The following is a 13,814-nucleotide window of genomic DNA, read 5'->3' on the forward strand; positions in this document are numbered from 1 at the left end:
TCGCAATGACGAACGGAGAGGTGGGTGCGAAACCCCCCAGCGAGAACGTGCCTTCACCCCTCCTCGTCATTGCGAGGAGCCGCAGGCGACGTGGCAATCCATGGACCGCCGTCAGCCCCCACCACAACCGCCGCGATGGGCAGAACCGTCGGGCCATGGATTGCTTCACTGCGTTCGCAATGACGAACGGAGAGGTGGGTGCGCCCCCCCCCCAGCGAGAACGTGCCTTCACCCCTCCTCGTCATTGCGAGGAGCCGGAGGCGACGTGGCAATCCATGGACCGCCGTCAGCCCCCACCACAACCGGCGCGATGGGCGGAACGCCCGGCCATGGATTGCTTCACTGCGTTCGCAATGACGAGTGGGAGCGGGTTGCCGGAAGCGCCCCCACTGCCCAGCAATCAGAAGCGGTTGTCTTTCGGGAAACCGCGTGGCGGCATCCGGCCGGCGGCGCCGCGCGCCACTTTCCATTGCCACACTTCCTCTTCGGTGCGGGTGCGGCCGGTTTCGCCGCCCATTGCCCAGCTTAGCCCGTCTTCCAGCCGGAAAGTGATCGCGTCGCTCAACCCGCCATCGCGATAGCGTTGCAGCGTCACCCCCTGCCCGCGCGACAGCACCGGCAGTTCTTCCAGGTTGAACACCACCAGCTTGCGGTTGTCACCCACCACCGCGACGTGATCGTGCGGCCCCTCTATCTCGCGCACGACGCGCAGTTTCACACCGGGTTTGAGGTTGACCACCTGCCGCCCCTTGCGGGTTTCGGCCAGCAATTCGTCCATCTCGGCAGCAAAGCCCTTGCCGTTGGTCGCCGCCAGCAGCAATTGCCCCTTCGGCTTGTAAACCAGCGCGGCGACAATGTGCGCCTCCGGGTCGATATCGACCATGCCGCGCACCGGTTCACCGAACCCGCGCGCGCCGGGCAATTTATCCGCCCCCAGCGTGAAAAACCGCCCGTCGTCGCCTGCGATCAGCAGCTTGTCCGTCGTCTGCGCGTGGAGAGCGAAGGCCGGGCCGTCGCCTTCCTTGAATTTCCATTCCTGATCCAGCGCCACGTGCCCCTTGGCCGCGCGGACCCAGCCGCGTTGCGACAGGATGATCGTGACCGGTTCTTTCTCGATCATCGCGTCGGGGTTGAACTCCACCGTCGGCGCGGCCTCCGCAATCGTCGTGCGGCGGCGGCCCAGCGCGGTGTCTTCGGCATAATCCTTGCGCAGATCGGCCAGATCGCGTTTCAGCCGGGTGCGTTGCCGGGCGGGCGATGCCAGCAGTTTTTCCAGATCGTCCTGCTCTTTCAGCAAATCGTCGCGTTCGCCGCGAAGCTGCATTTCCTCCAGCTTACGCAAGCTACGCAGCCGCATGTTCAGGATCGCTTCGGCCTGCCGGTCGGTCAGGTTGAATTCGGCCATCATCACCGGCTTCGGCTCGTCCTCTGTGCGGATGATTTCGATCACCCGGTCGAGGTTGAGGAACGCGATGATATAGCCTTCGACCAGTTCCAGCCGCCGCGCAATCGCCTCCATCCGGTGCTGGGCACGGCGCTGGAGGATATCGATCTGGCTGGCGACCCAGTTGCCCAGCAGTTCCTTCAAACCCATCACCAGCGGTGTGCGGGTGGCGTCGAGCACGTTGAGGTTAAGCCCGAAACGGGTTTCCAGATCGGTCAGTTTATAGAGCGATTCCTTCAGCAGTTCGGGATCGACATTGCGGTTGCGCGGCACGATCACGATGCGGATCTGTTCGTCGCTTTCGTCGCGCACGTCTTCCAGAATCGGCAGCTTCTTGTCCGCGATCAGTTGGGCGATCTGTTCGATCAACTTGCCCTTGGGCACCTGATAGGGGATTTCGCTGATGACGAGCTGATACTGCCCGCCGCCCAGCCGCTCTATCCCGGCAGTGCGATCTTCTTCCTTCTCGGCCTCCGCCGCGTGGAAACGGCCCCGAATGCGGAAACTGCCGCGCCCGGTTTCGTAAGCCCTGGAAATAATGTCCGGGCTGTCGACGATCAGGCCGCCGGTCGGCAGATCCGGCCCGTGGAACAGTTCCATCAACCGGCTGTGCTCGACCGTAGGGTTGTCGATCAGCTCCAGCGTGGCATCGATGATTTCCGCGACATTGTGGCTGGGGATATTGGTCGCCATGCCCACCGCAATCCCGCTCGCCCCGTTGGCCAGCAGGTTGGGGAACAGGCCCGGCATCAGCTCCGGCTCGTGCTCTTCCCCGTTGTAGGTGGGGATGAAATCGACCGTGCCTTCGTCCAGCCCGGCCATCAGTTGCATCGCCGTTTTGGTCAGGCGCGCTTCGGTATAACGGTACGCGGCCGCATTATCGCCGTCGATATTGCCGAAGTTCCCCTGCCCCTCCACCAGCGGATAACGCAGGCTGAAATCCTGCGCCAGACGCACCATCGCATCGTAAGCCGCGGTGTCGCCGTGGGGGTGATACTTGCCGATCACTTCGCCCACCACGCGGGCGGATTTCTTGAACCCGTTGGTCGGGTCCAGCTTCAACTGGCGCATGGTCCACAGCAGGCGGCGATGCACCGGCTTCAACCCGTCGCGCAGATCGGGCAGCGACCGCGCGGTGATGGTGGACAGGGCATAGACCAGATATCGTTCGCTCAGCGCGGAATCGAACGGAGCGTCGACGATCGCGTCGAACGGGTCTTTATCGGTATCGAGAATATCGGCCATGACACTCGCCCTATCACCGCCACGGCGTATCGCTCAACGCGGAACGTGCAGCTTATCCCACGCATTGATTGGGCAATAGCGAACAAATGAAACGGAGAGCACACATGCCCCAACGCGTAATGATTGTCGCCACCAACGGTTTCGAACAGTCGGAACTGGAAAAACCCAAGGCCAGTCTGGAACAGGCGGGCTTCGAAACCGTCGTCGTCAGCCCCGAAGACGGGGAGATCAAAGGCTGGGATAACAAGGACTGGGGCGCGCCGGTGAAGGTGGACCTCAACGTCAGCGAAGTATCCGCCGCCGATTACGACGCGCTGCTGCTGCCCGGCGGACAGATGAACCCCGATATCCTGCGGATGGACGATCGCGTGGTGCAACTGGTGAAGGATTTCGACGACGCGCGCAAACCGATCGCCGCGATCTGCCACGGCCCCTGGCTGCTGGCCGAAGCAGGGATCGTGAAAGGCCGCACTGTCACCAGCTGGCCATCGATCCGCACCGACCTGCGCAACGCCGGCGCCACGGTCGTCGACACCGAAGTATCGAGCGACGGCAACCTGATCACCAGCCGCAACCCGGACGACATCCCCGCCTTCAGCCAGGCCCTGATCGCCGCCCTGAACGAAGCGAAAGTGACCGAAGCGGCGTAGGCCTCAGCCCCCCGCCCCCTACAGCCGCCGCATATCGTGGCTTTCCGCCGGAATGCGGACTTCGAGTCCGTCCATTTCGGCGGTCAGCACGATCTGGCAGGACAGGCGGCTGGTGCGGGCGACTCCGGCGGCGAGGTCGAGCATGTCTTCTTCGTCCTCGCTCGCCGGGGGCAGTTTGTCGAACCAGTCGGGGCGGACGACCACATGGCAGGTGGAGCAGGCCATCTGCCCTTCGCATGTCCCCTCCAGCGGCATCCCGGCGGCCTGTGCCACGCGCAGCAGTTCTTCGCCCGGTTCGCCGTCTGCCGCAACTTTATCGCCCAGAGCGGTGACGAAAGTGACCTTGACCATCAGATATCCTGTGCTTTCGCCGCCGCCCCGATCAGTTCGGCGGCCTGTTCGATCTCTGCCATCGTCGTATAGCGCCCAAAGCCCAGCCGGATCGAGCTTTTTGCAGCGGCATCGCTCAATCCGATGGCTTTCAACACATGGCTGGGCCGCCCCGATCCGCTGGCGCAGGCCGATCCGGCGCTGAACATCACGTTGCGGCAATCGCTCATCAGCCGGGCGACATCCAGCCTGTCGCGCCGGATATTGAGGTTGCCGTGCCAGCGCGCATCGGCGCTGCCGTTCAATTGCCAGTCGGCAAACAGATCGCGCGCGCGGTGCCACAGCGCGGCGATATGCGCGGCATCCTCCTCCATCCGTTCGCGCGCGAGCTGCGCCGCTGCGCCCATCCCGGCAATCAATGCCGGGCTGAGCGTGCCCGAACGCAGCCCGAATTCCTGCCCGCCGCCGGTCTGCACTTCGGCCAGATCGACCCCGTCGCGCAGCCACAGCGCGCCGACGCCCTTCGGCCCGTGGAACTTGTGCGCGCTGATCGCGATCATATCGGCGGCGGCAAGCGGCACTTTGCCATAGGCCTGCACCGCATCGCACAGACAGAGCGCGCCTGCCGCCCGCGCCCGTACATACCAGTCGGCGGTCGGCTGGATCGTCCCGATTTCGTTGTTGACCTGCATCACCGCGACCAGCCGGGTGTCGCCGGGCAACGTACCATCGGGATCGCATTGCCCCCGTGCATTCACGCCGAGCACGTGACAGCCACCGAGATCGCGCGCGGTATCGAGCACGGCGGCATGTTCGATGGCGGAAACCGCCACGCTGCCGCCCAGCCCGCGCCCAGTACCGCGAATGGCGAGATTGAGCGCCTCGGTCGCGCCGCTGGTGAAGATCACCCGCCCGCCCGGCGGCATCAGCGTGGCGACCTGTTCGCGCGCCAGCTCTATCGCCGCGCGCGCCATGCGGCCCATGCGGTGCGGGCTGTGCGGATTTCCGAACCCGTCGCCCCCCGGCCCGTCGAGCCAGCGCATCATCGCCTCGCGTGCCTCTGGCGCGAGTGGGGTGGTGGCCTGATAATCGAGGTAGATCATGTGTCGCCTTCAGGCGTTACGTCGGAGGGAGCTGGATCGGAGGAAGCTGGACCCCGGATCAGGTCCGGGGTGACGGTGGAGTTTTTGGCAAGCCGTCCACCCCAATTTCCAACGTCACCCCGGACCTGATCCGGGGTCCAGCTATTCTTCGCACCCCCCGCTCGCGGGCCGGGGCGACGGAGCAAATTCTGCGACGAATCGGAAACCTCCCCCTCCCCGCTGCATTCGAACGCAGCCATTGGCAGCAACAGCACGTTCACGCGCGCTGCCCCGTCCGCGCCATGTCGAGCCACACCTCGCAGAACCGTTCGACTTCGGCGCGGGTGGTGGTCCAGCCGAAACTGATGCGGATCATCCGATCGGCCAGATCGTCTGCCAGCCCCATCGCGGTCAGCACGTGGCTGCGCTTCATCGTGCCCGACGAACAGGCGCTGCCCTGACTGACCGCGATGCCTGCCATATCGAACCGCATCAGTTGCGCCGAACCGGAAATCCCCGGCATGGCAACCGCGTGGATATAGGGGGTGGGATCGGCCAGCCTGTCCGACAGCCAGACACCGCCCGCCGCGCGCACAGCCTCTGCAAAATCATCGAGCGGGGCCAGCACATCGGGCGCGACATAGGGTTCCTCGCACGCTTCCAGCGCGGCGACCATGCCCAGAATGCCCGGCAGGTTTTCCGTCCCCCGGCGATAACCGCGTTCCTGCCCGCCGCTGGCGTGAAGCATGGCATAATCGCGCACCAGCAAGGCACCCGCGCCAATCGGCCCGCCGAATTTGTGGGCGGAGATAATCGCCATATCGGCCATTTTCGGCACCGCGAACTTGCCCGCGCTCTGCGCGCAATCGACCAGCAACAGGCCGCCGTTGTCGTGCACCAGCTCTGCCGCAAAACCGATGTGCTGGCGGTTGCCGGTTTCGGAATTGACGTGCTGCACCGCCACCAGTGTGCGGTTTTCCGGGTGCCCTTCGATTTCCACCGGCCGTTCGCTGCGGGTGGCGATCAGTTGCATGTTGGCGGTGCCATCGGGACGCACCGGGATTGTCCAGTCGACATGGTCGCCACGCAGAATCGCGTCGTGTTCCACCGCCGTGGCAATATCCTGCACCACATTGGCAGTGTCGAACGCCAGCGCCGCCGCTTCGCTCGCGCCGCCGGTGAAGATCACCTCGCCATCCCAATTCAGCGCCGCCTTCAGCCGTTCGCGCGCATCTTCCAGCAGAGCGCGCGCCCTGCGCCCTTCGCTGTGCGGGCTGCTGGGATTGGCCCATTGGGCAAAGCCGTGCTCCATCGCGCGGCGCGCTTCGGGCCGCAGCGGAGTGGTGGCGGCGTGGTCGAGATAGATTCGAGATGTCGTCATCAATTGCGATTTCGCGTCAGCACTCTATATAGCCGCAACCTTGCGCTGCGCCACCCGCGCGCTGGCGTGTATCCAAATTCGAGCAGGTCGAACCATGCCCACTGTGATTTTCCCCGGCCCCGAGGGTCGCCTCGAAGGCCGTTTCAGCCCCGGACCGCGCCCCCGCGCACCCGTCGCCATGATCCTCCACCCGCACCCGCAGGGCGGCGGCACGATGAACGACCGGATTGTTCAGCGGCTTTACAAGACTTTCGTCGATCGCGGATTTGCCACGCTGCGGTTCAATTTCCGCGGCGTCGGGCGCAGTCAGGGCAGCTTCGACAACGGCATCGGGGAACTGAGCGACGCGGCCAGCGCGCTCGACTGGGTGCAGTCGATCCATCCCGAAGCGCAGACGACATGGGTCGCCGGGGTCAGCTTCGGATCGCTGATCGGGATGCAGTTGCTGATGCGCCGCCCCGAAGTGCGCGGCTTCATCTCGATCTCCGCCCCGGCCAGCATGTACGATTTTTCGTTCCTCGCCCCCTGCCCGGCCAGCGGCATCTTCGTGCACGGCGCGGCGGACACCGTGGTGCAGCCCGGCGCGGTGACCAAGCTGGTGGAGAAACTGCGGACGCAGAAGCATATCACCATCCACCACGACGAGATTCCGCGGGCCAATCACTTCTTCGAAAACGAGAATGACGAGATGATGGCGGCGGTCGACAACTATCTCGACTTCCGGCTTTCGCCCGACTGCCCGATCCGCTGATCGGATAAATCCCACTAAGCCAATCGCTTACGTTGCATCCCGCAACGCGATTGCGCTTGCCGGAATGACGTGATGATGTAACATTCTGCTTGGTAGCCGTTCTCCCGAGTGACCCGGCCAGCAATGCCCGCCGGTGCCCCCTCGGCAGAGGGGAATACCCGGAGAGGAGCATTGTCATGGCATACGCTACGCACACCACATGGAAAGACCGGCCCGGCGCGGTCGCCGGGGTTATCGCGGTTCACGCCGCATTGGGATACGCGCTGGTTACGGGGCTGAGTTTTACCGGGATTGTCGAAAAACTGCCCAAACTGGTCGGGGAAACCATCGTCGATCCCGTGCCAATCCCGCCGGTCGAACCCCCGCCGCAGCCCAAAGTGGAACCGCAGGATACCGCGCCGCAGATCGCCCCGGCCCCGGCGCCTTTCGTTCCCAAAGCCCCCATCGAACTCGGCCCCCGCACGCCGATGGAAACGAGCGACGTCATTCTACCGCCGCTCGACCTGCCCAGTCTGGTTCCGGGGCCGACGCCCAGTGCATCGGCAGGGCCAAAGGTCGATCGCTTCAAACCCGTCGCCGCTGCCCCGCGCAACAACGCCGGGTCATGGATTACCGACGCGGATTATCGTTCCAACTGGATCCGGCAGGAACTGACCGGGGTGGCACGGTTCCGGCTCGACATTTCCGCCAGCGGGCAAGTGACCGGCTGCACGATCACATCATCGAGCGGGCATCGCGAACTCGACAACGCGACGTGCGCGCTGATTTCGCGGAGAGCGAAATTCAAACCGGCGAAAGACGGCAACGGCGAAGCGGTGGCGAGCACTTTCGCCAGCGCGGTCGAATGGAAAATTCCCGACTGATCGCCATCCGATCCCCCCGCAACAGGGCAGACAGGTTATTGCCCGGTTGCAAGCTGCCCGATTGGCGAACGCCCCTCGCCATCGGGCAGCGTCCATATCGCGACGTTGAACAGCGCGACCGCCGCCGCGACCAGCATCAGCACCGCCTGCCGCCGGTAACCGGGCCTGCGCCACAGATAAAACGCCCCGCCAATCAGCGCGAGCGAAACCAGCATGGCGAGCGAGAGAGCAGTCGACATCATCGCCCCCGCCTTAGGCTCAGGACCCCTTACTGTCACCATTGCGGCGTCCAAATGGCGAACATATTCGGCCAAACTGCTCGCCGGGAAGGTTATCTGCCTTTTCAGGGGCAGATTGGGTTGAGATGGAAGCCATTTGGACGTCCCACCCATCAAGCCGGGTTGCGGGATTTGGCCGAAATGGCCCATCGCTGCGTCGAAAGGTTTGGAAATATTGGCATATTCCTGCACCCTTTGTCCTTGCGCCGGGCTATCTTGCTTCAAACTTCAACGGTGTCAGTAATGGTCCCTGGACCTGGCGCAGTCGAAGGCGCAGCGGAACCTTCCGGCGCATCGAGCGATTCATCCCAGAGCGGTCAGCGCAGGTCTGCTTCCGCGTGGGAGATAGTGTCATGGGCATTTTCGGCAAAATTCGCGATGTGATCTTCGGGCGGAAAGGCGGATCGCAGCCGACATCCGCCCCGCCGCCAACCGTCGATACCACGCAGCCCCCCGGATCGACTCCACCGGCCCCCGCGCCGCCGCCATCTGCCAACGCGGGCAATCCGCCGCCCGATCGCAGCCGCGTGGTCGATATCGAAAACACGCTCGATTCGATGCCGGGTGCCGATCATCTCAACTGGCGCACCTCGATTGTCGATCTCATGAAACTGGTCGGCATCGATGCCGATTTCGAAAGCCGCAAATTGCTGGCTCAGGAATTGGGTCGGCCCGATTATTCGGGATCGGCGGAAGACAACGTGTGGCTGCATCGCAAGGTGATGCAGGGTCTGGCCAGCAATGGCGGCAAAATCCCGCCGGAATTCCTCGACTGACGGGGTATGTGGGGCGCGATTCCACCACTATCCGTAAAGGCGGCCCGTATTAGAGAGTTTTCCGCCCTGTAAACAACGTGTTACCGCAACGATATCGTGGTGAAGGTGTAGGTGAAGCGGTGTGCTTCCGTCCCGGTTGCAGCGGGTGCGGATGCAGCATATTTGGCTGCATCATCAGCGCCTTACCCGCAGCACCGAACACCCGGACGAGGTTTGCGGAACGCGCTCCGCCATCGTCAGCCCTCGCGCGCCATTTTGGCGAGTCGGGCGCTTCCCACCCCCAATTGTTCAACAGAGGAAAGGAAGCGCCCTTTGTGGCGGACAAGCCGCCGCGAAGTTACTTCTTACCGAAGAACTTGCTGGCCATATCCGCGATATCGTTCAAGGGGTTACCATCACCATCGCGGTCGATTATGTTGGCGAATTCGGTCAGCGAACCTTCGCCGCCGATGGCATCCTTGATCTGGCTCATGATGTCGGTCGACAGGCCGGTTTTGGCCGAAGCCAGCTCAACCGTATCGCCTTCCATCTGATGCGCTTCACCCAGCGCGGCAACGGCCTTCGCCGCCAGAGCAGGGTCAATTCCCAGCTTTTCCGCCATGTTAGTCACGGTCGGGTGATTGGTCGCATGGCCAAGGATAGAATCGAAAAGACCCATTGTGCTTTCTCCTGAATATGATCGCCCGGCAGGATTGCCGAACAATATTGCTCTGAAATGACAGGCCCCACTCCGGTTTCCCGGGTGGGGCCCTCCTCTCCAACTCTCGGCGCGGGGATCAACCCCGACAGCCAGTATTACGCAACAGTTTCCGCGCCCGATGGGGCCGCATCGCGCACGCCTTGATCAACATGATCGGCGAATTGTTCGAAATTGTCCACGAAAAGCTGGACAAGTTTCTGTGCAGTCCGGTCGTATTCCTCGCCATCGGCCCATGTCGAACGCGGATCGAGGATCGCGCTGTCCAGACCCAGTGTATCGAGGCTGGGCACACTCACCGGCACTTCGAACCCGAAATTCGGATCCTTACGGAATTCAACATCGTTCAGGCTGCCATCAAGCGCGGCATTGAGCAGAGCGCGAGTCGCCTTGATCGGCATGCGGCTGCCGACACCATATTTACCGCCGGTCCATCCGGTGTTGAGCAACCAGCACTGCACCCCGCCCTTGGCAATCCGCTGTTTCAGCAAGTTACCGTAAACGCTGGGATGGCGCGGCATAAACGGTGCGCCGAAACAGGTGGAAAATGTCGCTTCCGGTTCAGTCACTCCGATTTCGGTGCCGGCCACCTTGGCGGTGTAGCCCGACAGGAAGTGATACATCGCCTGCTCAGGCGTAAGCCGCGCGATCGGAGGCAGCACACCAAATGCGTCGGCGGTCAGCATAATGACATTCGAGGGCACCGGACCGAGGTTGTCCTCGCTCGAATTCGGGATGAATTCAATCGGATACGCCCCGCGTGAATTTTCCGCCAGCGAGGCGTCGTCGAAATCGAGCTCGCCGTTTTCATCCATCACCACATTTTCCAGCACGGTGCCGCGCATCCGGGTGGTGGCGTAGATTTCCGGCTCAGCCTCTGCCGACAGGCGGATCATCTTGGCGTAGCAGCCACCTTCGAAATTGAAGACCGCGGTGTCGGACCAGCCATGCTCGTCATCGCCAATCAGCGTGCGGCTGGCATCCGCTGACAGTGTAGTCTTGCCAGTGCCCGACAGGCCGAAGAACACCGCCGTCTTGCCATCGGAACCGATATTGGCCGAACAGTGCATCGGCATAACACCCTGAGGCGGCAGCAAGTAGTTGAGAATGCCGAACACGCTCTTCTTCATTTCACCGGCATAGGCGGTGCCGCCGATCAGGATCAGCTTTTCAGTAAAGTTGACCGCGATCACCGTTTCGCTGCGGCAACCGTGGCGCGCCGGATCGGCGCGAAAGCTGGGCAGATCGATGATCGTGTATTCGGGCGAAAAACCGGCCAGTTCCGTTTCTGTCGGGCGCACCAGCAGCGTGCGGATGAACAGGTTGTGCCACGCCAGTTCGTTGATAACGCGCACGTTCACGCGATATTCCGGCTGGGAGCCACCGAACAGGTCAGCGACGTACAGCGTATCCTTCTCACCCAGAGCAGCCAGGAAGTCCGCCTTCAGATTGGCGAAGTGTTCGGGCGTCATGCCCACGTTCACACTGCCCCAATGCACCGTATCTTCGGTGGTGGCATCGCGCACGATGAACTTGTCCTTCGCGCTGCGCCCGGTGTGCTTGCCGGTTTCAACCACCAGCGCCCCATGCTTGGCCAGACGGCCTTCACCGTTGGCAATCGCTTCATCAACCAGTTGATCCGAACCGAAATTGGGTTTGATCGTGGCATTGGTTTCGATGCCCTGTGCGGACAGGGTCTGGGCAAGCGGGGTGGTCAATTCTCTCTCCGAAAGAAACGGTTCCTGAACGCTGCGGCGGCTGCCGGTATCGGAGGCCGTGCATACGAATGCATCGAGGCATTGGCGGGGGCAATAGTCGCCCAAGCGATTCCCGTCAAACCGTTGCTGTGCGAACCTCCCCAGCTGTGTTTTTCCGCCGATGGATCGCGCGCGTTGTTTCCGTGTGCGGAAGCGGCTAACCCACGTATCCAGTGGAGAATGGACAATGCACGCTGACGAACAGGTGAGTGCCGAACACGCCGCCGACGACCGGCAGACGATTGCTCTGGTCGACGACGATCGCAATATCCTGACCACCGTTTCGATCGCGTTGCAGGCAGAAGGGTTCGCCACGCGCGTCTATTCGGATGGAGAGGCCGCGCTGAAGGCGTTGGTGGAAAACCCGCCCGATCTGGCTGTGTTCGACATCAAGATGCCGCGGATGGATGGGCTGGAACTGCTCCGCAAGGTCCGCATGCAGTCGGACATCCCGGTCATTTTCCTCACTAGCAAGGACGATGAACAGGACGAAGAGATCGGCCTGGGTCTTGGGGCGGACGACTACATCGCCAAACCGTTCAGCCAGCGTTTGTTGCTGGCGCGCATTCGTGCGATCCTTCGCCGCGCCTCAAACACCGGCACCCGCACTGAAGGAATCGCGCCCCCCCCTTCGGGCGACAGCGGCCCGGTGGTCGAACGCGGGCGACTGACGATGGACCCCGCCCGCCATCAGGTGACGTGGGACGGGGAGCCGGTATCGCTTACAGTGACCGAATTCCTCATCCTCGAAGCGCTGGCCGTGCGCCCCGGTGTAATCAAGAGCCGCAATCAGCTGATGGACGCGGCCTATCCAGATGACGTGTTCGTGGATGACCGCACGGTTGACAGCCATATCAAACGGATGCGGCGCAAGTTCCGTTCAGTGGACCCCGAATTTTCCGCCATCGATACACTGTACGGGGCCGGTTACAGCTTTGCCGACACCTGATCGCCATGCCTGCCGCCAAGCCTGAATATCATGCCTGACGATACCGAAAGCAGCGGTGTCGTGCCCACCCTCGCCCGGTTCACACCGGGACGGCGGCTGTCGCTCACCCCGCGCCTGCTGATTATCAACCTGCTCCCGCTGCTGTTGCTGGGCGGCGGGGTGTTCTACCTCGATTCCTATCGCAAGCAGTTGCTGAACGAGCGGTACAAACTCGCCCGGATCGAAGCGCAGATCACGGCGGAGGCGCTGGCCGGGGCATCGCGCGAGCGACAGGAAACCCTGCTGATCCAGATTGGCAAGGAACAACATATGCGGCTGCGTATGTACGATGCACAGGGGCGCCTGTGGGCCGACAGCTTCGCGCTGGATGTGCCCTCCTTCGCGTTCGACAAGCCGGGGGACGAAACCTGGCAGGAAAACTTCGCCCGCTGGCTCGACCGCGCGGTGGATAAAATCGTCGGCGCGCCCCCGATCCCCGATTATGTCGAGCCGGACGAACCCAGCGCCGATGCATGGCCCGAACTCAAACATGCGCGCGAAGAAAACCTGACGCAGATCCAGTTGCGCGATGCGCCCGATGGCACCCCCGTCATCAACACCGCCGCCCCGGTCGGCCTGCTGGGTGCGACACTTCTGACCACCCGCAATGCGGTGGATATTACGCAGGAAGTGCGCGAGGCGCGTACCACACTGGTCACCGCGGTGGCGCTGGCGCTGTTTATATCGATCCTGCTGTCGCTCTATATGGCGCGCACGATCGTTCTGCCGCTGCGCTTGCTGGCGCGCGCCACCACGCGGGTGCGACAGGGGCGCGAACGCTATGTCGATGTGCCGCGCATGCCCGCCCGGCGCGACGAGATCGGCCAGCTTGCCCGCGCGATTGCTGACATGACGGAGACTTTGCGCCAACGGATTGACGCGGTCGATCACTTTGCCGCCGACGTGGCGCATGAAATCAAGAACCCGCTCGCTTCGCTTCGCAGTGCGCTGGAATCGATGCAAACAGTGGACGATCCCGCCCTGCGCCGTCAGCTTGGCGATATCGCCGCGCACGATGTGCGGCGGATCGACCGCCTCGTGACCGAAATTTCCGAAGCCAGTCGGATCGATGCCGAATTGAGCCGGGCGACATTCGAGCGCATCGATCTGGTCGAACTGATCCGCAACATCATCGGCAGCCGCGAAGCGCGGGACGAGAATGGCGGACGCCCATTGCTCTTTTCCACCTCCATGTCGGCCGCACCTGTGATGGGTGAGCCCGTGAGGCTGGAACGGGTGATCGAAAACCTGCTCGATAACGCGGTGTCGTTCTCACCCCCCGGTGCCTCCATCGAACTCGATCTGGAGCGGACGCATGACCGATTTGTGCAATTGTCGGTCAGCGATCACGGGCCGGGAATCGCGGAAGAATCGCGCGAGAAGGTATTCCGCCGCTTCCACTCGCTGCGCCCCGATGCGGAAGATTTCGGTCAGCACTCAGGCCTCGGCCTCGCGATTGCCCGCACCATTGCGGAGGCGCACGACGGCGCGTTGACGGCCCATAGCCGCATCGATGGCGATCAGGGCGCGCGCCTCGTGCTCGAATTGCCGCTGGCACCGCGCAAGCGATGA

The 13,814-nt window shown here is 63.0% G+C and carries 13 protein-coding genes; 6 read left to right on the plus strand and 7 right to left on the minus strand.

Annotated features, from left to right (window positions below; genetic code table 11):
- Window positions 1-400 precede the first annotated feature (400 nt).
- Entirely contained in the window at window positions 401-2,689 is a 2,289-nt protein-coding gene (gene parC, locus D6858_RS13490; protein WP_120111584.1) for a DNA topoisomerase IV subunit A, read from the minus strand.
- A 104-nt stretch (window positions 2,690-2,793) separates the two neighbouring features.
- On the opposite strand from parC, the gene D6858_RS13495 reads away from it, so the two are divergent.
- Complete coding sequence (locus D6858_RS13495; RefSeq protein WP_120111587.1) at window positions 2,794-3,339, plus strand: type 1 glutamine amidotransferase domain-containing protein; 546 nt, start codon at window positions 2,794-2,796, stop codon at window positions 3,337-3,339.
- Window positions 3,340-3,357: 18 nt separating this feature from the next.
- On the opposite strand, the gene D6858_RS13500 is transcribed toward D6858_RS13495, so the two are convergent.
- The 3 genes from D6858_RS13500 to D6858_RS13510 form a co-directional block, all read right to left on the minus strand.
- Window positions 3,358-3,690: a 2Fe-2S iron-sulfur cluster-binding protein gene (locus D6858_RS13500; RefSeq protein WP_120111591.1), complete on the minus strand. Its 333-nt coding sequence runs from the start codon at window positions 3,688-3,690 to the stop codon at window positions 3,358-3,360.
- On the minus strand, window positions 3,690-4,772 hold the full coding sequence (locus D6858_RS13505; protein WP_120111595.1) for a cysteine desulfurase family protein: 1,083 nt from the start codon (window positions 4,770-4,772) through the stop codon (window positions 3,690-3,692). The genes D6858_RS13500 and D6858_RS13505 overlap by 1 nt, the downstream gene beginning before the upstream one ends.
- A 256-nt stretch (window positions 4,773-5,028) precedes the next feature.
- Window positions 5,029-6,132 (minus strand): cysteine desulfurase family protein, encoded by a 1,104-nt coding sequence (locus D6858_RS13510; protein ID WP_120111599.1) that lies wholly within the window; start codon window positions 6,130-6,132, stop codon window positions 5,029-5,031.
- A 94-nt stretch (window positions 6,133-6,226) separates the two neighbouring features.
- Here D6858_RS13510 and D6858_RS13515 point away from each other — a divergent pair, with 94 nt between their 5' ends.
- Both D6858_RS13515 and D6858_RS13520 read left to right on the plus strand, forming a co-directional pair.
- Window positions 6,227-6,883, plus strand: coding sequence for an alpha/beta hydrolase (locus D6858_RS13515; protein ID WP_102154380.1), 657 nt, complete (start codon window positions 6,227-6,229; stop codon window positions 6,881-6,883).
- Window positions 6,884-7,059: 176 nt separating this feature from the next.
- Complete coding sequence (locus tag D6858_RS13520) at window positions 7,060-7,746, plus strand: energy transducer TonB (RefSeq protein ID WP_120111602.1); 687 nt, start codon at window positions 7,060-7,062, stop codon at window positions 7,744-7,746.
- 35 nt (window positions 7,747-7,781) lie between these two features.
- Here the strand turns inward: D6858_RS13520 and D6858_RS13525 are convergent, their stop codons facing one another.
- The gene (locus D6858_RS13525; protein WP_338067315.1) at window positions 7,782-7,988 is read right to left on the minus strand and encodes a hypothetical protein; all 207 of its coding nucleotides are present in this window, start codon (window positions 7,986-7,988) and stop codon (window positions 7,782-7,784) included.
- A gap of 374 nt (window positions 7,989-8,362) precedes the next feature.
- On the opposite strand from D6858_RS13525, the gene D6858_RS13530 reads away from it, so the two are divergent.
- Window positions 8,363-8,800: a DUF3597 domain-containing protein gene (locus D6858_RS13530; RefSeq protein ID WP_338067316.1), complete on the plus strand. Its 438-nt coding sequence runs from the start codon at window positions 8,363-8,365 to the stop codon at window positions 8,798-8,800.
- A 337-nt stretch (window positions 8,801-9,137) separates the two neighbouring features.
- On the opposite strand, the gene D6858_RS13535 is transcribed toward D6858_RS13530, so the two are convergent.
- Together D6858_RS13535 and D6858_RS13540 are read right to left on the minus strand one after the other, a co-directional pair.
- Window positions 9,138-9,458: a hypothetical protein gene (locus tag D6858_RS13535; RefSeq protein ID WP_120111610.1), complete on the minus strand. Its 321-nt coding sequence runs from the start codon at window positions 9,456-9,458 to the stop codon at window positions 9,138-9,140.
- A 137-nt stretch (window positions 9,459-9,595) separates the two neighbouring features.
- A complete protein-coding gene (locus D6858_RS13540; protein WP_120111950.1) occupies window positions 9,596-11,215 on the minus strand; it encodes a phosphoenolpyruvate carboxykinase in 1,620 nt (539 codons plus the stop codon).
- A gap of 226 nt (window positions 11,216-11,441) precedes the next feature.
- Between D6858_RS13540 and D6858_RS13545 the strand changes: the two genes are divergently transcribed.
- Together D6858_RS13545 and D6858_RS13550 are read left to right on the plus strand one after the other, a co-directional pair.
- The gene (locus tag D6858_RS13545) at window positions 11,442-12,203 is read left to right on the plus strand and encodes a response regulator transcription factor (RefSeq protein WP_120111614.1); all 762 of its coding nucleotides are present in this window, start codon (window positions 11,442-11,444) and stop codon (window positions 12,201-12,203) included.
- Between the two features lie 30 nt (window positions 12,204-12,233).
- Complete coding sequence (locus D6858_RS13550) at window positions 12,234-13,814, plus strand: sensor histidine kinase (protein ID WP_120111617.1); 1,581 nt, start codon at window positions 12,234-12,236, stop codon at window positions 13,812-13,814.

The sequence above is a fragment of the Tsuneonella suprasediminis genome, from assembly GCF_003605755.1.
Classification (GTDB): domain Bacteria; phylum Pseudomonadota; class Alphaproteobacteria; order Sphingomonadales; family Sphingomonadaceae; genus Tsuneonella; species Tsuneonella suprasediminis.

Bases quoted from the DNA above. Each gene is read 5' to 3' on its own strand.
- parC (WP_120111584.1), bottom strand. From the start codon at position 2,689: ATGGCCGATATTCTCGATACCGATAAAGACCCGTTCGACGCGATCGTC.
- D6858_RS13495 (WP_120111587.1), top strand. From the start codon at position 2,794: ATGCCCCAACGCGTAATGATTGTCGCCACCAACGGTTTCGAACAGTCG.
- D6858_RS13500 (WP_120111591.1), bottom strand. From the start codon at position 3,690: ATGGTCAAGGTCACTTTCGTCACCGCTCTGGGCGATAAAGTTGCGGCA.
- D6858_RS13505 (WP_120111595.1), bottom strand. From the start codon at position 4,772: ATGATCTACCTCGATTATCAGGCCACCACCCCACTCGCGCCAGAGGCA.
- D6858_RS13510 (WP_120111599.1), bottom strand. From the start codon at position 6,132: ATGACGACATCTCGAATCTATCTCGACCACGCCGCCACCACTCCGCTG.
- D6858_RS13515 (WP_102154380.1), top strand. From the start codon at position 6,227: ATGCCCACTGTGATTTTCCCCGGCCCCGAGGGTCGCCTCGAAGGCCGT.
- D6858_RS13520 (WP_120111602.1), top strand. From the start codon at position 7,060: ATGGCATACGCTACGCACACCACATGGAAAGACCGGCCCGGCGCGGTC.
- D6858_RS13525 (WP_338067315.1), bottom strand. From the start codon at position 7,988: ATGATGTCGACTGCTCTCTCGCTCGCCATGCTGGTTTCGCTCGCGCTG.
- D6858_RS13535 (WP_120111610.1), bottom strand. From the start codon at position 9,458: ATGGGTCTTTTCGATTCTATCCTTGGCCATGCGACCAATCACCCGACC.
- D6858_RS13545 (WP_120111614.1), top strand. From the start codon at position 11,442: ATGCACGCTGACGAACAGGTGAGTGCCGAACACGCCGCCGACGACCGG.
- D6858_RS13550 (WP_120111617.1), top strand. From the start codon at position 12,234: ATGCCTGACGATACCGAAAGCAGCGGTGTCGTGCCCACCCTCGCCCGG.